The 21,240-nt window shown below is 73.9% G+C and carries 17 protein-coding genes and 1 pseudogene; 3 read left to right on the forward strand and 15 right to left on the reverse strand.

Translation table 11 applies throughout. From position 1 onward, the window contains the following. Nucleotides 1–352: 352 nt before the first annotated feature. Nucleotides 353–1,633 carry an MFS transporter gene (locus Asi03nite_RS11445; protein WP_239102617.1) on the forward strand — a complete coding sequence of 427 codons (1,281 nt, stop codon included), beginning with the start codon at nucleotides 353–355 and terminating at the stop codon, nucleotides 1,631–1,633. Nucleotides 1,634–1,674: 41 nt separating this feature from the next. On the opposite strand, the gene Asi03nite_RS11450 is transcribed toward Asi03nite_RS11445, so the two are convergent. From Asi03nite_RS11450 to Asi03nite_RS11495, 11 genes and pseudogenes are all read right to left on the reverse strand, one after another. After that, the gene (locus Asi03nite_RS11450; protein WP_203678808.1) at nucleotides 1,675–1,974 is read right to left on the reverse strand and encodes a protealysin inhibitor emfourin; all 300 of its coding nucleotides are present in this window, start codon (nucleotides 1,972–1,974) and stop codon (nucleotides 1,675–1,677) included. Beyond that, nucleotides 1,975–3,051, reverse strand: coding sequence for a M4 family metallopeptidase (locus tag Asi03nite_RS11455; RefSeq protein ID WP_203678810.1), 1,077 nt, complete (start codon nucleotides 3,049–3,051; stop codon nucleotides 1,975–1,977). Between the two features lie 448 nt (nucleotides 3,052–3,499). Continuing rightward, nucleotides 3,500–4,423 carry a glycosyltransferase family 9 protein gene (locus tag Asi03nite_RS11460; RefSeq protein WP_203678812.1) on the reverse strand — a complete coding sequence of 308 codons (924 nt, stop codon included), beginning with the start codon at nucleotides 4,421–4,423 and terminating at the stop codon, nucleotides 3,500–3,502. Then, the gene (locus Asi03nite_RS11465) at nucleotides 4,420–5,109 is read right to left on the reverse strand and encodes an SDR family oxidoreductase (protein ID WP_203678814.1); all 690 of its coding nucleotides are present in this window, start codon (nucleotides 5,107–5,109) and stop codon (nucleotides 4,420–4,422) included. The genes Asi03nite_RS11460 and Asi03nite_RS11465 overlap by 4 nt, the downstream gene beginning before the upstream one ends. Beyond that, a complete protein-coding gene (locus Asi03nite_RS11470; protein ID WP_239102631.1) occupies nucleotides 5,106–6,527 on the reverse strand; it encodes a PfkB family carbohydrate kinase in 1,422 nt (473 codons plus the stop codon). The genes Asi03nite_RS11465 and Asi03nite_RS11470 overlap by 4 nt, the downstream gene beginning before the upstream one ends. A gap of 18 nt (nucleotides 6,528–6,545) precedes the next feature. Then, a pseudogene (locus Asi03nite_RS37765) lies at nucleotides 6,546–7,124 on the reverse strand (D-sedoheptulose-7-phosphate isomerase); the annotation flags it as partial. Beyond that, a complete protein-coding gene (locus tag Asi03nite_RS11475; protein ID WP_203678818.1) occupies nucleotides 7,124–8,341 on the reverse strand; it encodes a glycosyltransferase in 1,218 nt (405 codons plus the stop codon). The pseudogene Asi03nite_RS37765 and the gene Asi03nite_RS11475, both read right to left, overlap by 1 nt. After that, nucleotides 8,326–9,252: a glycosyltransferase gene (locus Asi03nite_RS11480; RefSeq protein ID WP_203678819.1), complete on the reverse strand. Its 927-nt coding sequence runs from the start codon at nucleotides 9,250–9,252 to the stop codon at nucleotides 8,326–8,328. Before Asi03nite_RS11480 ends, Asi03nite_RS11475 begins: the two co-directional genes overlap by 16 nt. Further along, entirely contained in the window at nucleotides 9,249–10,826 is a 1,578-nt protein-coding gene (locus tag Asi03nite_RS11485) for an HAD-IIIA family hydrolase (RefSeq protein WP_203678820.1), read from the reverse strand. Before Asi03nite_RS11485 ends, Asi03nite_RS11480 begins: the two co-directional genes overlap by 4 nt. Beyond that, the gene (locus Asi03nite_RS11490) at nucleotides 10,826–11,824 is read right to left on the reverse strand and encodes a glycosyltransferase family 2 protein (protein ID WP_203678821.1); all 999 of its coding nucleotides are present in this window, start codon (nucleotides 11,822–11,824) and stop codon (nucleotides 10,826–10,828) included. The genes Asi03nite_RS11485 and Asi03nite_RS11490 overlap by 1 nt, the downstream gene beginning before the upstream one ends. Next, nucleotides 11,821–13,449, reverse strand: coding sequence for a carbamoyltransferase family protein (locus Asi03nite_RS11495; protein ID WP_203678828.1), 1,629 nt, complete (start codon nucleotides 13,447–13,449; stop codon nucleotides 11,821–11,823). The genes Asi03nite_RS11490 and Asi03nite_RS11495 overlap by 4 nt, the downstream gene beginning before the upstream one ends. Nucleotides 13,450–13,558: 109 nt before the next feature. Here Asi03nite_RS11495 and Asi03nite_RS11500 point away from each other — a divergent pair, with 109 nt between their 5' ends. Continuing rightward, nucleotides 13,559–14,965: an aldehyde dehydrogenase family protein gene (locus Asi03nite_RS11500; protein WP_203678830.1), complete on the forward strand. Its 1,407-nt coding sequence runs from the start codon at nucleotides 13,559–13,561 to the stop codon at nucleotides 14,963–14,965. A gap of 20 nt (nucleotides 14,966–14,985) precedes the next feature. Here the strand turns inward: Asi03nite_RS11500 and Asi03nite_RS11505 are convergent, their stop codons facing one another. Further along, nucleotides 14,986–15,831: a glycosyltransferase family 2 protein gene (locus Asi03nite_RS11505; protein ID WP_203678832.1), complete on the reverse strand. Its 846-nt coding sequence runs from the start codon at nucleotides 15,829–15,831 to the stop codon at nucleotides 14,986–14,988. Between the two features lie 160 nt (nucleotides 15,832–15,991). Beyond that, entirely contained in the window at nucleotides 15,992–17,227 is a 1,236-nt protein-coding gene (locus tag Asi03nite_RS11510; protein ID WP_203678834.1) for an MFS transporter, read from the reverse strand. Nucleotides 17,228–17,419: 192 nt separating this feature from the next. On the opposite strand from Asi03nite_RS11510, the gene Asi03nite_RS11515 reads away from it, so the two are divergent. After that, nucleotides 17,420–18,535, forward strand: coding sequence for a sigma-70 family RNA polymerase sigma factor (locus Asi03nite_RS11515; RefSeq protein WP_203678836.1), 1,116 nt, complete (start codon nucleotides 17,420–17,422; stop codon nucleotides 18,533–18,535). Here the strand turns inward: Asi03nite_RS11515 and Asi03nite_RS11520 are convergent, their stop codons facing one another. Both Asi03nite_RS11520 and Asi03nite_RS11525 read right to left on the reverse strand, forming a co-directional pair. Further along, a complete protein-coding gene (locus Asi03nite_RS11520) occupies nucleotides 18,536–19,273 on the reverse strand; it encodes an ATP-binding protein (protein ID WP_203678838.1) in 738 nt (245 codons plus the stop codon). A 57-nt stretch (nucleotides 19,274–19,330) separates the two neighbouring features. Further along, nucleotides 19,331–21,178 (reverse strand): CheR family methyltransferase, encoded by a 1,848-nt coding sequence (locus Asi03nite_RS11525; protein ID WP_203678841.1) that lies wholly within the window; start codon nucleotides 21,176–21,178, stop codon nucleotides 19,331–19,333. Nucleotides 21,179–21,240: the final 62 nt, after the last annotated feature.

Raw genomic sequence — 21,240 nt, forward strand, 5'->3', positions numbered from 1 at the left:
CCTTCACGTTTTCCCGCCGCAGTCAAGAACCCCAAGAAGCGTACGACGGACTCACTGTGCGACTTCGGGAACATCATTTCGGCATGTCGAGTAGCCGATAAACGCGGACCGAAGTAGTTGACCCCATTGACTCTGACCTGCGAGAAGCCGGAAAAGCAACAAGCGTGAAGAGCGCCGGCAGGCGCTGATACCGGCTATCTCGTAATCGACGGGCGACTACCTGCCGTGCCCATCGGCATCTACGGTGCGAGGAAACCGCCTCGCCTTTTGCCGAAGGATGTTCGATGGCGCCCTTGATCGATTACGCGGCCGGACCGCGCCGTGACACCGGGCACGTGCCGGTGATGGCCGGGTGAGATGGCGTGGACTCTCCGGTGTCCTGACCTCACAGGCCTGCACGCTGTCCGCGAACCGGCTGCTCACCGTCGCGGTGCCGTGGCTGGTGCTGGAGCGCACCGGCAGCGCCGCGCAGACCGGCCTGGTGGTGGCCTGCCAGGTGCTTCCCTACGCGTTCACGCAGTGGCTGGCCGGGCCGCTGCTGGACCGGATCGGCCCACGCCGGATCAGCGCCGCCGGGGACGTGGTGTCCGCGGTGGTGCTGATCGTCCCGGCGCTGCTCGGAACTCCCCCACTCTGGCTGCTCACCCTGATGCTGCTGGTCGTCGGCTGCGCCGACGGGCCGGCCAGCGCCGCGAAACGGCTGCTCGTGCCGTTCGCGGCGGCCGACGCCGGCCAGTCGACAGCGCGCGGCGTCGGCCTGGCCACCGCGGTGGAGCGCACCGCCACCGCGGTCGGCACCGCGCTGGCCGGCTGGCTGGTCGCCACGCTGGGCGGCGGCCGCGCGTTGTGGGTGGCCGCGGCGATGCTGGGGGTGGCCACGCTGATCGTGACGCTGACCGTCACCGATCCGGTGCGGGACCGCGGGCGCGACGACGAGTCGTATCTGACCCGGCTGCGCACCGGCACGGCGTTCCTGCGCGGCAACGCGCCGCTGCGTGCGGTGACCGCGATGTTCGTCGTGACCAACCTGCTCGACCAGGCTCTGATGGCGGTGCTGCTGCCGGTCTGGGCGCGGGCCGGCGGGCACGACGCGACAGTGGTGGGGCTGGCGCTGAGCACGGTCGGGCTGGCGTCGATCGCCTCGGCGCTGGCGTCGGCCGGCTTCGGCACCCGGCTGCCGCGCCGGTTGACGTACCTCATCGGGGTGCTGAGCAGCGGGCCGACGCGGATCCTGGTGCTCGCGCTGGGCCTGCCGCCGGAGGCGGTGATCGCGGTCTACGCCCTGGCCGGCATCGGCTCGGGACTGTTCAACCCGCTGCTGGAGACGCTGCAGGTGGAGCTGATCCCCGCGGCGCTGCGTGGCCGGGTGCAGACTTTGATCAGTGCCTGGGCGTGGGCCGGCATCCCGGTGGGCGGCTTGTTCGGCGCGGCGCTGCTGAACCTCGGCGGGCTGACCGCGGCGCTGTGGGTGTGCGGGCTCGCGTATCTGGCCGCGGTGCTGCGCCCGGTGTGGCGCGTCGACTGGTCAGTTCCGGTCAGCGCGGCGCCGCCAGCCGAGCCGGAGTCCCGGAAGTTACGGATCCGGCTCGCCGGGCCCGGGGCCGCCGCCCGGGTCCCGGTCCGCCGCAATTGAGAAGCGATGCCGGCCGTACGGGGCGGCCGCCGCCCCGGTCGTCAGCCCAGGTGACGCTGGACGTGGTCGAGCAGGGCCGCGAAGGCCGGCGACATCGAGGTGTCCGAGCTGACCAGGGTGGCCGACCGCGGCCCGTCGTCGACGGTGATCGTGTAGGTCATGGCGTCGCGGGCAGGCGGCGCCGGATGCGCCCCGCCCGGGTCGGCGCTCGCCGCCGCGACGAGCCGGCGCAGTTCCCGGACGGCGTCGTCGGGGAGCCGGTCGGTGTCGAGCACCTGGGGTGGCAGCCGCCGGGCGATCGGGGCCGCCATCCCACCGCGCGTCGCCAGGGACAACCGCATCTAGCCGCGCCCGAGCGTCGGCGCCGTCGTGATCTGAATGCCCACCCCGGCCCATGCCTCCTTGACGACGCGCTGTTCGCGGCTGTCCGCGCCGTACAGCGTCCCGGCCTTATCGTAGGTCGTGTCGGCGAAGGCCTGGAAGTCCGTGGTCTGGGTCGACGCCTTCAGCGACTCGTACCAGATGTGGCCCGGCGCCTCCCAGGAGTTGCCGCCGATGCCGGTGGCGACCAGGTAGAACGCCTTGTTCGGGATGCCCGAGTTGAGGTGCACGCCGCCGTTGTCGCCGTCCTCGGTGTCCGGCGCCTGGACGTAGCGGTCCATGTGGTCGGGCTGCGGGTCCCGGCCGAACAGCTTGTTGTCGAAGGCGGTGCCCGGCGCCTTCATCGACCGCAGCGCGTCCGCGTCGATGTGCGGGGTGAAGACCTCCGCGCCGATCAGCCAGTCCGCCTGGTCGGCGGTCTGCCGCAGCAGCCACTGCTTGGTCATCGAGCCGAACGCGTCGGACATCGACTCGTTCAGGGCGCCGGACTGGTTGTGGTACTCCAGCGCGGCGGTGTGCTCGGTGACCCCGTGCGTGAGCTCGTGCGCGATCACGTCGAGCGAGCCGGTGAAGTCCAGGAAGACCTGGCCGTCCCCGTCGCCGAAGACCATCTGCCGGCCGTCCCAGAACGCGTTGTTGTACCGGTTGCCACGGTGCACGTACCCCTGCAGGGGCAGCCCCCGGTCATCGATCGAGTTGCGCCCGAAGACCTCCTGGAAGAAGGCGCGGGTGGTGCCGAAACCGTCGTACGCCCGGTTGACGGACGCGTCCTGGACCGGCTCGTCGTTCTCCGACCGGGTCAGCCTCGCGGACGGCAGGTAGGTGGAGTGCGCGCAGTCGAAGATACTGCGCCGGCCGTCCGCGGGCGTGGCCAGCGCGCCGGCGATCAGCCCGCGCACCGAGCGCTCGCCGCGCAGCTGGGCGGTGGTGAGCAGGGTGGCGAGCGCGGCCTGCCGGATCTCCACGTTGTCGCTGTCCAGGAGCCGGGTCAGGATGAACGGCGGGGTGATGCAGCTGAGCGTTCTGGTGGGCGTCATGGTCGACCTCGAATCCGGTAGATGCTCTTCAGGGAGAACAGATGTGCCGGGGGCGGGGACAGATACCTCCGCGGGAGGGATTCGCACTACGGCGCCGGCGGCTCGTCAGGCTGCCGATGCTCGCAGTGACCAACCTCCCGGTCGAGTGCCCCGTCCCTGATCAGACACTTCGGGCCGGACGATCACGAGCTGGTCCACCTCGCGCGGCGCGCGGGAGTGTCGGTGGCGCCTACTGGCTTCTCGGCACCGTCGCGGGCGAGGCATGACTACGGCCCAGGGAGTCCCATGACCGTCAAAGACCATTTGACCACCTTCGCCCGGCCGCCGGCCACGGTGGTCCGCGCGCCCCGGCCACGCCGCCGCCGGCATCGAGCCGGCGCCGATCCCCGACGAGCGCCCGGGCCGCGGACATCCGCGCCCCTCGACCGTCCCCGGCCGGTCCCGGGGATCAGATCCCGGACAGTGCGCGCCGCGCCGCGGCCAGGACCTCGTCGGCGGTCACCGCGAGCAGGGCGGGATGCACCTCCGGGCCCGGCAGGTCGCCGCGCGTGCTGCGCGTCCCGTGCCAGATCACCTGATGCCGGGCGCGCCCCGGCGGTGGCCCCCAGAGCCTCGGTGACATCGGCCCGAACAACGTCACCGACGGCGTCCCGAACGCCGTGGCCAGGTGCGACACGCCGGTGTCCCCGCTGACCAGCAGACGGGCGTGCGCGATCAGCCCGGCCAGCGCCCCCAGGCCGGTCTCCGGCACGGCCCCGGCGCCCAGCCCGGCGTCCGCCGCGACCTTCTCGGCCACCTCCCGCTCGGCGGCGCTGCCGGTGATCACCACCTGGTGGCCGGCGGCGTGCAGCTCCCGGGCGACAGCCGCGTACCGCTCCGCAGGCCACCGCCGGGACGGCGACTTCGCCCCCGGGTGCACGATCGTCACCCGGCGCGCCACCGTGCCCGGGGGCGCGGCCAGCGCGAGCTCCGACTCGTCCGCCGGCACCCCGTAGTGCCGCAGCATCCGGCACCACCGGCGCACCTCGTGCTCGGCGCCGGACCACTGCGGCCCGTCGAGGTGGTCGGCCGCCGGGCTGCGGAACGCCCACATCCGTCCGGGCCGGGCCCGCCGCAACAGCCGGTGCGACTCGGGTCCGCTGCCGTGCAGGTTGACCGCGAGCGACGGCGGATCGACAGGCCAGCTCCGCGGGGCCAGGCCGTCGGTGGGCAGCACCCGGTCGACGCCGCCGATCAGGTCGATCAGCGGCGTCAACCAGGCCGGCGCGGCGAGCACCAGCTCCTCCTCCGGAAACGCCGCCCGCAGCCCGCGCAACGCCGGGACCCCGGTGGCCAGATCGCCCACCCCGAGGGCACGCAGGACCAGGATCACGGGTACGACGTCTCCGTCTCCCCGGCGATGACCAGCTCCCGCACCGAGCACCCGGCCGGCTGCCGCAGCGCGAACAGGATCGCCTCGGCGACGTTGGACGGGTCGTTCAGCTTCGCGTCCGGCCCCGGCTTGTAACGCTCCTCGCGCTCGTCGAAGAACTTCGTCCGCATCCCGCCGGGAATGATCAGTGTGACGTCGACGTCGCCGGCCAGCTCGGCCGCGAGCGCCCGGGTGAAGCCCACCACCCCGAACTTCGCCGCGCAGTACGCGGTGGCGTCGGACACCGCTTTCACGCCGAGCGTCGAGGCGATCGTGACCACCCCGCCGTGCGACTCCTTGAGCGCGGGCAGCGCGGCCCGGATCACCGCGGCCGTGGCCAGCAGGTCCACCGCCACGATGCGGTCCCACACCTCGCCGGGCACGTCGCCGAGCGCGCCGGGCACGTCGAACCCGGCCGCCGTGACCACCCCGTCGACGCCGCCGCCGGCCAGCTCGATCGCCTTGCGGGTGGCCTGCTCGGCGGCCCGGGTGTCGGCCAGGTCGCACTCGACCCACGGGACGTCCCCGGCCGGCGCCCGCCGGTCGATCACGAACGGCCGCCCGCCGGCCTTGCTCACGGCGTCCACGACCGCGGCTCCGAGGCCGCTGGAACCGCCGGTGACGATGACTGCGTCCATGCTGTTCACCTTCCGCTGGTGGTGATGACGGCCGCGGCCTGGGCCGCGGCGATGGTCCGGGTGGTGGAGCGACCGTCGACGTACGGCACGATCACGGTCTGCCCGTCCCACCGCTTGACGAGCTCGGCCTCCGGCAGCGACGGGCCGCCGTCGGCGTAGTCGCCGCCCTTGACCCAGACGTCGGGCCGCAGCCAGGAGAGCGCCGCCTCGGGCGTCGGCTCGTCGAAGATCACGACGGCGTCCACACAGTCCAGGGCGGCGAGCAGCCGCGCGCGGTCGGCCTGCGCGTTGAGCGGCCGGTCCGGGCCCTTCAGACCCCGTACCGAATCGTCGCTGTTCAGACAGACGATCAGGCAGTCGCCCAGCCCGCGCGCGGCCCGCAGGGTCGCGAGATGTCCGGTGTGCAGGATGTCGAAGCATCCTCCGGTGGCGACCACCACCCCGCCGCGTTCGCGCACCGACGCGGCGAGCTGCCCGGCCGCGTCGGCGCCGATGCGTTCCGGCTCCGGCGTGGGGAGAGCGGCCGGCGGCGACAGCGCCGCTGCCACCCCGCCGGCCAGCACGTAGGACGTCGCCGCGGAGACCGCGTCCTGCACCGCCTCGGACGTCAGCGCGCCCGCGGCCAGCGCCAGCGCCGCGGCTGCCGCGAACCGGTCGCCCGCCCCGCAGGTGTCCGCGTCGCCGGCGTCCCCGGGCGCCGGGACGACCAGCGGCGTGGGCCCGGCCTGGCACAGGATCGCGCCGTCCGCGCCACAGGTGATCGCGATCGCCTGTGCCCGCCACTGGTCGCGCAGTCGCTGCCCGGCGCGCTGGGCGGTGCTCAGCGCGGAACCGCGCGCCGCGTCCCCGGTGAAGCCGACCGCCTCGGACAGGTTCGGCGTCACCAGGCGCACCCCGGGCACCGGCGGCGGGCCGCCGGGGTGCGGGTCCCAGACGATCGGCGCGGACGCCCGCTCCAGCGCCGCGCGCACGGCCGGGTGCTTGGCGACGCCACGGCCGTAGTCGCTGACCAGGACCGCGGTGGCCGCGTCCAGCAGGTCGAGCAGACCGTCCGGGGCGTCGCCCGGCGGCTGCGCCGGGCCGCCGCGGTCCAGGCGCATCAGGACCTGACCGCGCGAACGCATCCGGATCTTCTGCGGTGTGGCGCCGGGCAGCGGCAGCGCGTGCACCTCGATGCCGGCGGCGGTGAGCAGCTCGCTGAGCCGAGCCCCGGCGGCGTCCGGGGCCAGCGCGGTGACCAGCGCGACCCGGTAGTCGTCCTGGGCGGCCGCGAGCAGTGCGGCCAGCCCGGCGCCGCCGGGCCGTTCGGACACCGACTCCTCGTCCAGCACGGGGGCCGGCGCGTCCGGGGCGACCCGGTGCACAGCGCCCTCGACGTCCCGGTCGAGCAGCGTGTCGCCGACGACGACGAGCAGCGGCTTCGTCACTGTGGAACCTCCTTCCGGGGCCGAGCCGGCGAGCACGCGCGGCAGGGTCAGGTCGATGTGCTCGCACATCACGTGCACGGAGACCAGGTGCAGTTCCTGGACCACCTGCGAGTCCGGCGACGGGCAGCGCAGCACCTCGTCACAGATGTCGCCGACCGGGGACGGGCCGGGCCCGACCATCGCCCAGGTCCGCAGCCCGCACTCGCGGGCCGCCCGCACCGCGGCCACCAGGTTCGGGCTGCGCCCGCTGGTCGACATCACCAGCAGCACGTCGCCGGGCCGCCCGTGGGCGCGGACCTGCCGGGCGAACACCTCCTCGAACCCGTAGTCGTTGCCGATCGCGGTGACCGCCGAGGAGTCCGGGGTGAGCGCGATGGCGGACAGCGGCGCCCGGTCCTCGCGCAGTTTCCCGACCAGTTCGGCGGCCAGGTGCTGGGCCTCCGCGGCGCTGCCGCCGTTGCCGGCGACCAGCAGCCGCCCGCCGCGCCCGAGGTGCCAGGCGAGTTCGGCGCCCCAGTCGGCGAGCCGGGCCGCGACCGTCCGGTACGGCCCGAGCGCCGCGGCCAGACCGCTCAGGTGCTTGTCCAGCGGATCCATCAGGCCACCGCCGGGGTGCGGCGGTCGGCCACCGGAACGCCTGCCGCGCTCGCGTAGAGGGCGCTCATCCGGCCGGCGATCTGCGGCCAGGCGTACGCGTGCACGGCCCGGTCCACGGCCGCCGCCGAGTAGCTGAGCCGCCGGTTGTCGTCGCCGAGGATCCGGCGCAGCGCCTGGCTCAGCCCGCGCGGGTCCTGCGGCGCCACCAGGTCGCCGGTCACGCCGTCGACGACGGTGTCGGTGAGCCCACCGACCGCGCTGGCCACCACCGGCACGCCGCAGGCCATCGCCTCCAGCGGGGTCAGGCCGAACGGCTCGTACCAGGGGGTCGCGGCGACCACGTCGGCCGAGCGGTACCAGGCCGGCATCCGGTCCGCGGCGACCGCCCCGACCAGTTGGACCCGGTCCTCCACATGGCACTCCTTGGCCAGGCGCAGCAGCCGCTGGGCGTAGGGATCCCGCTCCAGCAGGGCGGCCTGCGGCCCGCCGACGATCACCAGCTCGGCCCGCGGCACCTCGGGCAGCGCCCGGATCAGGTCCTCGAACCCCTTGCGCGGGACCAGCCGGCCGACGCTGAGGATGCGCAGCCGGCCGGAACGCGGCGCCACCGGGCCGTCCTTGCGGAAGCGCGAGACGTTCACCCCGGACGGCACCAGCGTGGTCCGCGACCGCGGCACGCCGAGCAGCACGAGCTCACGGACCTCGTCCTGGCACTGCACGACCACCCGGTCGACGACCCGGCCGAGTTCGCGCTCGTAGCCGATCCGGTGGGCCGGGCTGGTGTCGGCGGACCCCTGGTGGCGCTTCTTCACCGTGCCGAGCGCGTGGTAGGTGAGCACGGACGGGACGTCACAGCGGCGCGCGGCGGTGACCATGGCCAGCCCGCTCATCCAGAAGTGCGCGTGCGCGACCTCCGGCGCGAAGTCGCGCCAGTCGTCGGCCATCCAGTTGGCGAACTCCCCCATGTACGGCAGGAGCTGGTCCTTGGGCAGGGATTCGGCCGGCCCGGCCGGCACGTGGACCACCTCGACGCGGTCGGCCATCGGCACGACGACGGGCCGGCCCGGATCGTCGCGCCGGGTGTATACACGCAGCGTGTGCCCCGCGGCCGCGAGGGCCCCGGCCAGCTCGGCCACGTGGGCGTTCTGGCCGCCCGCGTCCACCCCGCCGAGCGCGGCGAGCGGGCTGGCGTGTTCGGAGATCATCGCGATCCGCATGTGTGCTCCTCCAGAAGGTGGTCCCAGTCGGCGAGGAACCGGTCCAGGCCGTACCGGGCGAGGGCCGCGCGGCGGGCCCGCTCGCCCATCCGGCGGGCCTGATCGGGTTCCTCGATCAGCCAGTGCGCGGCCTCGACGAGCGTGGAGACCTTCGTGGACAGGACTCCTGCGCCCTCCGGCACGGCCGCGATCGCCTCGGTGGTGGCCAGCGCGAGCACCGGCATGCCCATCTGCATCGCCTCGATCAGGCTCAGCCCGAGCGAGGTCCACCGGCACAGGTGCAGGTAGGCGCGGCGCCGGGCGACCTGCTCGTGCATGACCCGCTGGGGCGGATCCTCGTGGGCGGTGATCCGGTCGCCGGACAGGCCGCGCACGCCCATCCCGAACACGTCCAGCGGCGCTACCGAGGCGAACTGGGGGAACAGATCGGTTCCGGTCACCCGACCGCGGCGGACCGGCTCGTTCGTGACGATCGCCAGACGTTCCAGCTCACCGCTGAAGCGCGCGGCGGGTTCCACGATGCCGTGCTCGATGACGGTGGTCGGGGTCGACCCGGTGTCCCAGAACAGCTGGTTGAAGTGGGTGACGTGGGCAATGACCAGATCGTCGCGGTCGGCCATCGGGTGCCGGGTGTTCGGCACGTCCCCCTTCGGGGTGTTGTGCTCCACGTAGATGACCGGGAGGCTGGGTGGGACCAGGTCGATCTCCTCGGGCCGCTGGATGATCGCGACATCCGCGTCACGGATCTCCTCCAGCGGCAGCTCCTCCACACTGGCCGGCCAGTCGAAGGTGCGGGCCCGGCCGCGGCCCCACTGGTCGCGGGCGTCGTTGACCGGGACCAGGTAGCGATGTTTGCCCTGGACGAACGAGGTGGTCCAGGAGCCGTGCACGTGCCAGAGCAGGATGTTCAAGCGGCTACCTCACGGTTTCGCGCGGCCGGCCGGGCGCCGAGCCGGGTCACGGCGTCGACGACGTCGGCCGCCTCGACGGTGGACAGGCAGGGATGACCGGGGACCGGGCACGTGGTGGCCCGGGTGTCGCGGCAGGGCGCGCCGCCGCGGCCGAGGCGCGCGGCGGGCACCCGGTAGGGCCCCCACTGGGCGTAGGGGACGGTCGGTGCGAACAGGCTGACCACCGGGGTGCCGACGGCGGCGGCCAGGTGGGCCGGCCCGGTGTTCCCGACGACCAGGCAGGAGGCCTTCGCCAAGAGGTGGGCGAGATCGGTCAAGGTGCGCGGCACCTCCAGGTCCGCCACGGCGCCTGCGACGTACGACGCCAGCGCCTTCTCCCCCGGCCCGGCCGTCACCAGGACGCGATGGCCGTGCGCCGCCAGCGCCTCGGTGATCCGCCGCATGCCGTCCGGCGGGCAGGAGCGCGCCCCGACGCTGGCGCCCGGGTGCACCACCACGTAGTCGCCCGGCCCCTGGCGGCGCACGCCGCGCACCCGCAGGCAGCCGTCGTCGGAGTCGGGCAGGGGGAAACCCGCGGCCGCGGCGACGCTGCGCGCGCGTTCCGGTTCCGGGACCCCGGCCGGCACACCCCGGTGCCGCACGTCCAACAGGGACCCCGGATAGTCCTCGCTGATCGCGGTGATCCGCCCGACCCCGGCCGAGCGCAGCAGCAGCGCGAGCGGCAGCGCCGACTGGTGGAACGAGGTGAACACCACGGCCTCGTCGACGCCCGCCGCGCGAATCCGCTCGATCAGCCCGGGCAGGTCGGCCGCCTCGACCGGATCCGGCTCCGGGTCGATCCAGGGCAGCTTCCACTCGATCAGCTCGTCCACCCCGGGCAGCAGCTCGGCCGCCGCCCGGCCGCGTGGGCCGCAGAGCAGGACCACCCGCTCGCCGTGGTGCGCGAGCGCCCTGATCGCCGGCCCGGTGACCAGCACGTCCCCGGCCGAATCGGAGCGCACGGCCAGCACCGTCCCCGCCCTGCGCGGCCGGCTCGCCGGCCGGACCAGGTCCTCCCGGTCGAGAATCAGGTCGGCCGCGGCCTCGACGGTGCCCACCACCGTGGGCGCGTCGTCCACCTCGGCGGGCAGCGTGACAGGCGTCGGGACGAGGATCCCGGCGGCCCCGGCGGCCAGGGCCGCGGTCATGTCCCGGCCGATATCGCCGACCACCACGCACCGCTGCGCGGTGGTGCCGAGCGCCTCGGCGGCCGCCCGGATCAACCCGGGCCGCGGTTTCCGGCAGTCGCAGCCGGCGGTGTCGTCGTGCGGGCAGATCTGCCAGGTGCCGAACGGGCCGAGCAGCTCCTCGACCCGGTTGTTGACCTGGGCCAGCTGGGCTTCGGTGAATCGTCCGCGGGCCAGGCCGGACTGGTTGGTGACCACGCCCAGCCGCAGGCCGGCGGCGCGCAGCCGGTCCAGGGCGGCCCGCGCGCCGGGCATCGGCTCGACCAGGCGGGCGTCACCGTTGTACGGGACGTCCACGATGAGGGTGCCGTCCCGGTCGAACAGGACGGCGTCGTAGAGCCGTGACATCAGGCCGTCACCGCTTCCGGGTCCGGCGCCAGTTCGGTCGCCCAGCCGGGCTCCTCGTGGCGCCAGCGCCACCAGCCGCGCAGCCAGTGCGCGACGGCCGCCGGCGGGATGGCCGCGCTGGTGACCAGCATCGTGGTGACCTCGCGGCGGTCCCGTGGGCCGGGGGCGATGCGGGCGGCGGTGAACTCGGCGGTCCCGGCGGCCCAACCGGTGGCGGCAGCCGCGGCGACCAGCGCCCAGCCGCGCCGCCCGGTGGCCGCCGCGACGGCCCCGCCGGCGACCGCGGCGAGCAGGCAGCCGGTGATCGCGGCGTGGTGGCGGCGCCGGCCCGGCGGGATGTCCAGCAGATCGCGCCAGCGCGGGCCGTAGATCCGGCGCAGCAATGCGTCGTCCGCGTTGCCGCGCTGGGTGCGCAGGCTCACCCAGCGGCTCTCCGGCCGTACCGGATGGGTGACCCGCCGCCGGCCCACCCGCAGCTGCCAGCCGGCCTGGCGGACCCGGAAGGCGATCTCGGCGTCCTCGCGGAAGGCCCGCGGCAGCCGCTCGTCGAAACCGCCGACGCAGCCCAGGGCCTCGCGGCGGTACGCCATGTCCGCGGTGATCCACTTGCCGTCGGCGAGCCCGGCGGTGACCCGCTCCCAGTCGGTCGGCCGGCGGTCCACGGGCAGCGGCACCCGCAGCCGGCCCTGCACGCCGCCGACCTCCGGGCCGGCCTTGTCCAGATCGGCCCGCAGCTCGACCGCCCAGTCCGGGCCGGGCAGCACGTCGTCGTCGAGGAAGACCACCCAGTCGTGCCGGGCCGCCCGCCAGCCGGCGTTGCGGGCCGCTGCCGGGCCGCGGGCCGGCCCCGGCACCACCCGCACGTGCGCGGGCACGTCCAGCGGGACCCGCGGATCCCGACGGTCGTCGACCACCAGCACCTCCCAGTCCCGCGGCACCCGGTCGAGCAGCGCGTACAGGGAGGGCCGGCCGAGCGACGGCACCACGACCGTGATCACGCGCCGAACGCCTGTGCCCGGTGGACGGCGAACGGGCCGATGGCGAGCAGGTCCACCGGCGCCGAGCCGAACAGCTCCATCGCCTCGCGGGGGGTGTCGACCATCGGGCGGCCAGCCGTGTTCAGCGACGTGTTGACCACCACCGGCAGGCCGGTCAGCCGCTCGAACTCGGCGAGCATCTCGGCCACCACCGGCTCGGTCCCGCGGTGCACGGTCTGCACCCGGGCGGTGCCGTCGACGTGCACGACCGCCGGGATGCGCTCCCGCCAGTCCGGCTTGACGCGGTGCACGAAGAGCATGAAGTCGCTCGGGTAGACGCCGTCGAAGATGTCGTGGAAGCGCTCGGCGCGGACCATCGGCGCGATCGGGCGGAACTGCTCGCGGCCCTTCACGTCGTTCATCCGGCGCTGGGTGTCCGACTGGCCCGGGTGGGCGAGCAGCGACCGGTGGCCGAGGGCGCGCGGGCCGTACTCGCTGCGTCCTTGGTACCAGGCGACGATGCCGTTGCGGGCGAGCACCTCGGCCGCCTCGGCGGCGATCGAGGCCGGGCGGGTGTAGGGCAGCGCCGCCCGCTTCAGCTCGGCCTCCAGCTCCTCGTCGGACCAGCCGCGGCCCAGCGCCGCGGTGGTGAACGGGATGCTCTGCCCGTGCAGCGCCAGGGCGGAGCCGAGCGCGGTGCCCGAGTCGCCGGCGGCCGGCTGGACCCAGACCCGGTCGAACGGGCCCTCGGCGGCCACCCGGCCGTTGGCGACACAATTCAGCGCGGTGCCGCCGGCCATGGTGAGCGTGGACACTCCGCCGGCGGCGTCGTAGGTCCACCGGGCCAGGTCGAGGATCACCTCCTCGAGGCGCTTCTGGACACTGGCGGCCAGGTCGGCGTGCGCGTCGGTGAGCTCGCCGCCGGGCGCGCACGGCTTGGCCAGCGCGCTCCAGTCGATACGGTCCACGACGAACCCGCCGTCGCCGGTGCCGCGGATCAGCTCCCGGAGCAGGTCGAGGAATCTGGGGGTGCCGTACGACGCCAGCGCCATCACCTTGTACTCGTCACTGGAGTGCAGGAAGCCCAGGTGCCGGGTCAGGTCCTCGTAGAGCAGCCCGAGCGAGTGCGGCAGCTCCTGGGTGCGCAGCACGGTCAGCTCGCCACCCCGGTACGCCCCGGCCAGATGCCCGGCGACCTCGCCACGGCCGTCCAGCACCAGCACCGCGTTGTCCTCCGGCACCGACAGTCCCGCCGAGGCGGCGTGCGCGACGTGGTGCGGCACGAACGTCACCTGGTCGGGGTCGAGCCCGGGCAGCGCGCTGGCCAGGAACTGCGGGGCCCGGCGCGCGTAGTCGATCCGCAGCTGGTCCGACGGGTCGTTGAGGCCCAGGTCGGCGGCGTCGCGGCTGATCCCCGGGTCGAAGGAGTAGGCGACGGCGTCCAGATCGCCCGGTCGCAGCCCCGCCTCGGCCAGGCACCAGGCGGCGGAGAGCTCCGGCAGTTCCCAGGCCGCGAACGGCACCGGCCGCTTGCCGTGCTTGCGGCGGCTGAACCGCTCCTCCTCGGCGGCGGCCACGACCTCTCCGTCCACGATCAGCGCCGCCGCCGGATCGTGGAAGATCGCGTTGATTCCCAGCACTCGCATGGCGGCGCGGATACCCGGGGATCCCGCTCCTACTCCAAGATCACCAAAAAACTTCGACGGTCGAAGTGTTTGACGTTTGCGCCGGTCAGGACGGGGCAAGCGGCCGCACATGTTCGACGTCACCCAATTGATCGCCGGTGCCCGGCGCCCCGGCGGCTCCGGTCGCGAGTTGACTGTCATCAATCCCTCGGACGATCAGCCGGTCTCCCGGGTCGTCGCCTCGGACGAGGCCGATGTCCACGCGGCAGTGGTCGCCGCCCGCGAGGCCGCCGCCGCGTGGGCCCGCACCGCCCCGGCCGCCCGGGGCGCCGCCCTGCACGCCGCGGCCGGCGCGGTCGAGGCCGGCGCCGACGACCTGGCCCGGCTGATCTCGGCGGAGATGGGCAAACCGGTCGCCGACGCCCGCGACTCCGTGCTGGCCGGCGCCGGCGCCCTGCGCCAGTACGCCGAGCTGGGCCCGGTCCACCGGGGACGGACGCTGGCCGGCAACAACGAGGCGATCGACCTGATGGCGTACGGTCCACGCGGGGTGGTCGCGGCGATCACCCCGTGGAACGACCCGGTGGCGGTGGCCTGCGGGCTGCTCGGGGCCGCCCTGGTCACCGGCAACACGGTGGTGCACAAGCCGAGCGAGCGCACCCCGGCCACCGGCCACCACCTGGTCGAGCTGCTCGCCCCGCACTTCCCGCCGGGCGTGCTGAACCTGGTCAACGGCGACGGCACGACCGGTGCCCTGCTGAGCAACGCGCCTGTCGACGTGGTCGCGCACGTCGGCTCGACGGCGACCGGGCGGGCGATCGCGGCGGCGTGCGCGCGGACCGGTGCCAAGGCGCTGCTGGAGAACGGCGGCAAGGATCCGCTGCTGGTCGACGCCGGGGTGGATCCGGTGTGGGCCGCCGGGCAGGCCGCGCTCGGGGCGTTCGCGAACTCCGGGCAGATCTGCGTCGCCGTGGAGCGGATCTACGTGCACGCGTCGGTGGCCGACGCGTTCCTGGACGCGCTGGTCACCGAGGCGGACGCCTGGGAGTCCCGGCTCGGGCCGCTGGTCGATCGGCGCCTGCGGGACGCCGTGGACGAGCAGGTCCAGCAGGCCGTCAAGGACGGCGCGACAGTGCTGCGCGGCGGGACCGTGCCGGGCGGGCCGGGCGCCTTCTACCCGCCGACGGTGCTCTCCGGATGCACCGACGCGATGACGGTGCTGCGCGAGGAGACGTTCGGGCCGGTGGCGCCGGTCGCGGTGGTCGACTCGTTCGAGGAGGGGCTGCGCCGGGCCGCGGACTCCGACTACGGCCTGGCGGCCTCCGTACTGACCGGGTCGATGAGCCACGCCCAGCAGGCCTGGCGCACCCTGCCGGCCGGCACCATCAAGATCAACGCGGTGTTCGGCGGGGCTCCGGGCGGCGCCGCGCATCCGCGCCGCCTCAGCGGGCAGGGCTTCGGGTACGGCCCGGAACTGCTCGACGAGATGACCGCCACCAAGGCCGTACACCTCGAGGCCCCGCCCTCCGGCTGGTAGAGCCGGCGTCACCGGCCCGGCTACCCGGCCAGCCGCCGCAGGGCCAGCTCGACCGGCTCCGGCAGCCGGCGCCGGTGACGCAGCGCCCAGCCCAGGTCGCGGACGAGGTGCGGCAGCGCGGCCGGCTGCGTGCGGGCGACCTCGGCCAGGGTGCGGGCGGCCACCGCGGGCGGGCGGCGCAGCAGTGCGGTCAGCGCCCGGTTGCGGGCCTCCCGCCGGGCCCGGGCCCGGTTGTCCCGCCCGGCCGGCTCCGGGAAGTGCCGGACCACCAGCTCCGGGACGTAGGAGAGCTGGTGACCCGCGGCGGCCAGGTCCATCGCCAACAGCGCTTCCTCCCCGTACACGAACAATCGGGGGTTGAACCCGCCGGCCGCGAGGAACGCGGATCGCCGGACCACCACCGCGCAGGAGAGGAAGCCCAGCACCGACGGCCCGGCTGCGCCGGCCGGCGTGCCGATCGGCGTAGCCGCCATGCCTGCCGAGACCGGGTCGAGGCGGCCGTCCGGGCCGATCAGCACCCGGCCGGTCAGCAGCGCGGCCTCCGGGTGGGCGCGGAAGATCTCCACGGCCCGGGCCAGCGACCCCGGCGCCCAGTACGAGTCGTCGTCGGCGAACGCCACGAACGGCGTGCGGGCCCGCAGCGCTCCCGTGTTGCGCGCGGCCGCCCCGATGTTCTCGTCCAGCCGGACCACCTCCGCCCCCGGCACGTGCAGCGGCTGATCGGAGGCGTTGTCCACGACTATCGTCGTGGCCCGGTGGTGCGGGACCGTCTCCCGGAGCCGGTCGGGCCGGTTGCGGGTGGCGACCACCACTGTCACCTCGTCGGTCTCGACGACGGGCGGCACCGGCTTGTTGATCACTGACATGGCCCGCCTCATACCCGCCCCGCGGCGAAACAGTCCCCGCCCGGATCACCCGGACGGGGACTGTTCGCGCTGGTGGAGCTCATGGCTTGGCGCCGCGACGTGGCCCGGCCGGTGGATCGGTGTCGCCTGCCCGCTCGTGCGTTCCGCAGGACGACGGGACCTACGCCATCTGCTCGGCGACGCGCAGCGGCTCGGGGTGCGGCAGGTGCGGCAGGTGCACCTTGCGGCCCTGGACCCGGGCGATCGCGACCGCGCCGGCCACCGCCGCCGCCGTGGTGACCACGCCGCCGATCAGCAGGGCGCCACGCGGGCCGAGGGTGTCGCAGAGCCAGCCGACCGCCGGCGCTCCGGCCATGCCGGACAGCGACGACACGATGCCGACCGCGGCCAGCACCCGGCCGCGCATGTCCTCCCGGGTGTCCAGCTGGATGCGGGTGGACACGACGGTGTCGAAGACCACCGCGCCGGCGGCGATCGGCAGGATCAGCGCCGCGAACGAGGTGACGTCCGGGGCCAGGCCCGAGCCGATCTGCAACAGGCTGATGATCAGGCCGGTGCCGAGCAGCACCCGTAGGGTGGACCGGCCGGAACCGGCCAGCAGCAGCCCACCGAGCACGGCGCCGACCGCGAAGACGGTGGAGAGCAGGCCGTAGGCGCCCGAGCCGCCGTGCAGTGGGCCGGCCACCATGGCAGCCATGCTGACCTGGTAGTTGCGGCCCAGCGAGCCGAGCACGAAGGAGAGCGCCAGCACGATCAGGACCACCGGCTGGCCGGCGATGTAACGCAGGCCGGACCGCACGCCGCGCTCCCCCGCCGCGGCGACCGGCAGGTCCCGCAGCTCACCGATGCGCATCGCGGCAAGCGCCAGGATGACCGCGAGGTACGACACCGCGTTGATCACGAAGAGCGCCGCCGGTCCGGTGATGCCGACCAGCACGCCGCCGAGCGCCATGCCGCCGATCCGGCCGGCCGAGCTGAGCACCGAGCCCAGCGCCAGCGCCGAGCCCAGCGCCGACGGCGGCACCAGGGCGGAACCGAAGCGGCCCAGCGCCGGGCCCTCGAACGAGCTGATCACGCCGGAGGCCAGGGCCACCGCGAAGATCAGCGAGTGGCCGCCGTGCGCCACCAACGCCAGCGCCAGCAGCGCGCGCACCGCCTGGGAGGCGATCAGAAGCGGACGGGCCGGCAGCCGGTCGGCCAGAGCGCCGCCCCAGGTGCCGAGCACCAGCACCGGCAGCGCCTGCAGCATCACGACCAGGCCCATGGTGGCGGCCGAGCCGGTATCCGACAGGATCAGCCAGTTGAGCCCGAGCACCTGCATCCAGGTGCCGGCCGTCGACACCAGGTCGGCGGCGGCCCAGAGCCGGTAGTTGCGCTCCTTCAGCGGTGCGAACATCGGAGCCAAGGTGGCGATACCCCCCGGAAAGACGACAGCGCCGTACCTCGGCGCCGTGAGGCTCTTCGGAACGCCGCCAGGGTCGCTTCGGGGCAACTCGCATGCACTACCGGACCGCAACCGGCACAGTTGCAGAAGTCGGATGTTTGGGGCATACCAGGGCGGGGCACCTGGGCAATCGGGGGTGGTTTCATGCCGGATACCGATCAGCTGGAGCCGTTCGAGGATCTCGACGTGCTCGCTGACCAGTACGCGCGCGCCCGGGAGCGCGCCGACGCGCGCACCCTGCGGCGCCTGCGGGACGACTTCGTCCGCGAGGCGCTGCCGTTCGCCGGGCGGCTGGCCCGGCGCTACCGGGGGCGCGGCGAGCCGACCGACGACCTGGAGCAGGTCGCGCGGCTCGGACTGGTCAAGACGGTCGACCGGTACGACCCGGAGCGCGGCTCGTTCACGGCGTACGCCATCCTCACCATCACCGGCGAGATCAAGCGCCACTTCCGGGACCACACCTGGGGCGTCCACGTGCCACGCGGCCAGCAGGACCGGGTGCTCGAGTTCGTGCACGCCAAGGCGGCGCTGACCAGCGAGCTGGCCCGCACCCCGACCGTCGCCGAGCTGGCCCAGCGGCTGGGGGTCGAGGAGGCCGACGTGCTCGGCGCGCAGACCTCGGCGGCCGCGCACAGCACCGAGTCACTGAACGCGCCGCTCGGCGACCAGCAGAACGGCGCCGAGGTCGGCGACCTGTTCGGCACCCTGGACGGCGACCTGAACCTGGTCGACGACCGGACGACGGTCGAGGCGCTGCTCTGCGAGCTGCCGGCCCGCGAGCGGCGGCTGCTGGCGCTGCGGTTCTGGGGCAACCTGAGCCAGGTGGAGATCGCCGAGGAGCTGGGCATCTCGCAGATGCACGTGTCCCGGCTGCTCAGCCGGGCGCTCACCTGGCTGCGCGAGGCGATGCTGTCGGACACCCCGCCGGCCTGGACCGGCGCCGGCGGACCGGAGCACCGGGTGGCCGTCACGACCGCCCCGGACGGGGTGCGCGCCGCGGTGCACGGCGAGATCGACAGGGACAACGCCAACCAGGTGCGGCGGGAACTGCTCAGCGCGGCCGGGACCTGCGGGCACGGCCGCCGCCTGATCGTGGACCTGTCCGGGGTGCCGCTGCTCAGCGCGGCCGGGATCGGCATGCTCAACGGGGTGCACTCGGTGGCCCAGGGGCGGGACGTGCGGATGACCGTGACCGGGCTGCAACCGTACGTCGCGAGGGTTCTGGCGATCTCAGGTCTGCGCGAGGTGCTGCAGGACTGATCAGAGGGCCAGGGTCGCCCAGACCACCTTGCCGTCGCGGGTCGGCAGCCATCCCCAGTCCACCGCGAGGCTGTCCACCAGGAGCAGGCCCCGGCCCCGGTCCAGTCCCTCGCCCTCCGGCAGGCGGGGCTCCGGCGGCCAGGCCGAGCCGTCGCGGACGGCGATGTGCAGGTATCGGGTGCGACGGACGAACTGCAGGGTGATCATGGTGTTCGCGTGCTCCGCCGCGTTCGTCACCAGCTCGGTCACCACCACGCCGGCCGGGCCGATCAGGTCGGGCAGGTCCCACCGCACGCAGGCCTCGGTGGCCAGGTCCCGCGCGTGCCGGGCGGCGCCGGTCACCGGCAGCAACTGATCGCTGATCATCGGCACGACCACCTCGTTCCGGACCACCTCGCGGACGGCCTGGTCAACGGCGGGGTGGACCTGGAGCGCACCGTACCGGTGCCGGGCGAGCAGTCCGGCCACCTCCATCGACGGCCCGCAGAGCAGGAACGGTGTGCCCGGCCAGATCGCCGCCTGCCGGTGGATCGCGGTGAACACCGACAACGCGGGCTCCTCGCCCAGCGACATCCCGGCCAGGTCGGCCAGCAACGCCGCCGGCTGCTCGGCCAGGCCCTTCTGCAGCGCTCCCCGCAGCCCCCGGGTGGCGCCCAGATCCAGCCGCCCGTGCACCGTGACGATCACGCAGCCGTCCCGCTCGCCGATGTTCCAGCTCAACGCCGCTGCCGCTGCCATGCCGTTGCCTTCCTGTCAGCCGCTCTTTCGCGGATGCCCGTTGCCGCAGCGGCCAAACTACCCGGGCGTCGCCACGGCCTCCATCACGACGATGCTGCCGGTCGGCGTTCCGGCGACGTCCAGCAGCGGGCTGCACTCGACGCGGACGGTGATCGGCCGCCCACGCCGGTTCACCGCCTCCATCCGCGCCCGCGCCGCGTCGCTGTCACCGGCCATCGACTGCCGGATCAGCGGCCGGATCTGGTCGAACGGCAGCCCGATGTCGAGGTTGAGCAGGTGCTGGCCGACCGCCTCGGGGGCGCGCAGCCCCCACAGCTCCTCGGCCTGCCGGTTCCAGACCCGCACCTGCAGATCCCGGTCCACCACCGCGATCCCGGCCCGCAGGCCGGCCAGGATGGCGTCCAGGAACCCGTTCGCGGCGTCCAGGTCGGAGCTGCTCTGCTGCAGCTGATCGTTGATCCCCTGCAACTCGTCGTTGGTGGACTGGAGCTCCTCGTTCATCGTCTCCAGCTCCTCGTTCGTGGACTGCAGCTCCTCGTTGGTGGTCTCCAGCTCCTCGACCGTGGACTGCAGCTCCTCGTTGGTGGTCTCCAGCTCCTCGTTCGTCGACTGCAGCTCCTCGTACGCCGCCTCCAGCTCCCGGTTGACGTGCTCCAGCTCGACCCGCAGCTGCCGCGCGGCGGTCACGTCGTGGAAGACCAGGCTGACGCCGAGCAGGCCGGCGCCCGCGTCGACCAGCGGGGTGACCTGGACATCCAGATGCACGATCTCGCCGGAGCGGTTGAACTCGACATCGGTGACGTGCAGCGCGCGGCGCTCCACCTGGACCTGCTCGATGTAACGGCGCAGCTCCACCGGCCGGTAGGAGACGTCCAGATCGCGGAACGGCCGGCCGACGTCGCGCGACGACACACCGAACAGCGACTCGGCCTGCCGGTTGCCGAGCGCCACCAGGCCGTCCGCGGTCACCACGATCTGCGCGGCCGGGCCGGCCAGCAGGGCGGCGTTGCGCAACTGGTCCAGGCCGACCAGCGGGCGGGGCGGCAGGGCGACCGGCTGCCCGGCACGCACCGGGCCGACAGACACCAGGGAGCGGGACGGCACCTTGCGGAAGATCCGCCGCTTCAGGTCGGTGGGCAGGAACAGGCCGCTGTGGCTGAGCAGCATCTCGGCCTTGCCGAGGAACAGCGCGCCGCCGTCGTTGAGGGCGAAATGGAACCGGGCCAGGATCCGGGCCTGGGTTTCGGCGTTGAAGTACATCAGCGTGTTCCGGCAGGTCAGCAGGTCAACTCGGGAGATCGGAGCATCCTGCACCAGGTTGTTCCGGCCGAAGATCACCGAGCGGCGCATGTCCTTGCGGAAGACGTGCCGGTTGCCGGACTGCTCGAAGTAGCGCTCCAGCATCTCCGGCGGGACGTTCTCCACGTCCCGCGCGCTGTAGCTGGCGTGCCGGGCCTCGTTGAGCTGCTCCTCGTCCACGTCGGTGGCGTAGATCTTGACCCGGGCCCGGAACTCCTCCGGTCCGAGGATCTCCCCGAGCAGCATGGCCAGGGTGCACGCCTCCTGGCCGGAGGCGCAGCCGGCCGACCAGATCCGGATCGGGCTGCCCTCGGGTTTCTCCGCGATCATCGGGACGAGCACGTCGGTACGCAGGTGTTCCCACGCCTCCGGATCGCGGAAGAACGCGGTCACGTTGATCAGGATGATGTTGAACAGGGCGGTGAACTCGTCCGGATGGACCTGCAGATGGTCGAGGTACTCCGCGTAGCCGGTGACCGGCAGTTGGGATATCCGCCGGTCGACCCGCCGGACCAGGCTCGACCGCTTGTAACCGGTGAAGTCGAATCCGCGGGTCTCCTTCAGGTACGTCAGGAGATCCTCGAAGTCGGCGTCCACCTGGTCCATACTCCCGTGCCTTCCTCTCGTCCACCGGCGGCGTCACGCTATCGCAACCGGGACGGCCGGAC

The sequence above is a fragment of the Actinoplanes siamensis genome, assembly GCF_016862395.1.
Taxonomy (GTDB): Bacteria; Actinomycetota; Actinomycetes; order Mycobacteriales; family Micromonosporaceae; genus Actinoplanes; species Actinoplanes siamensis.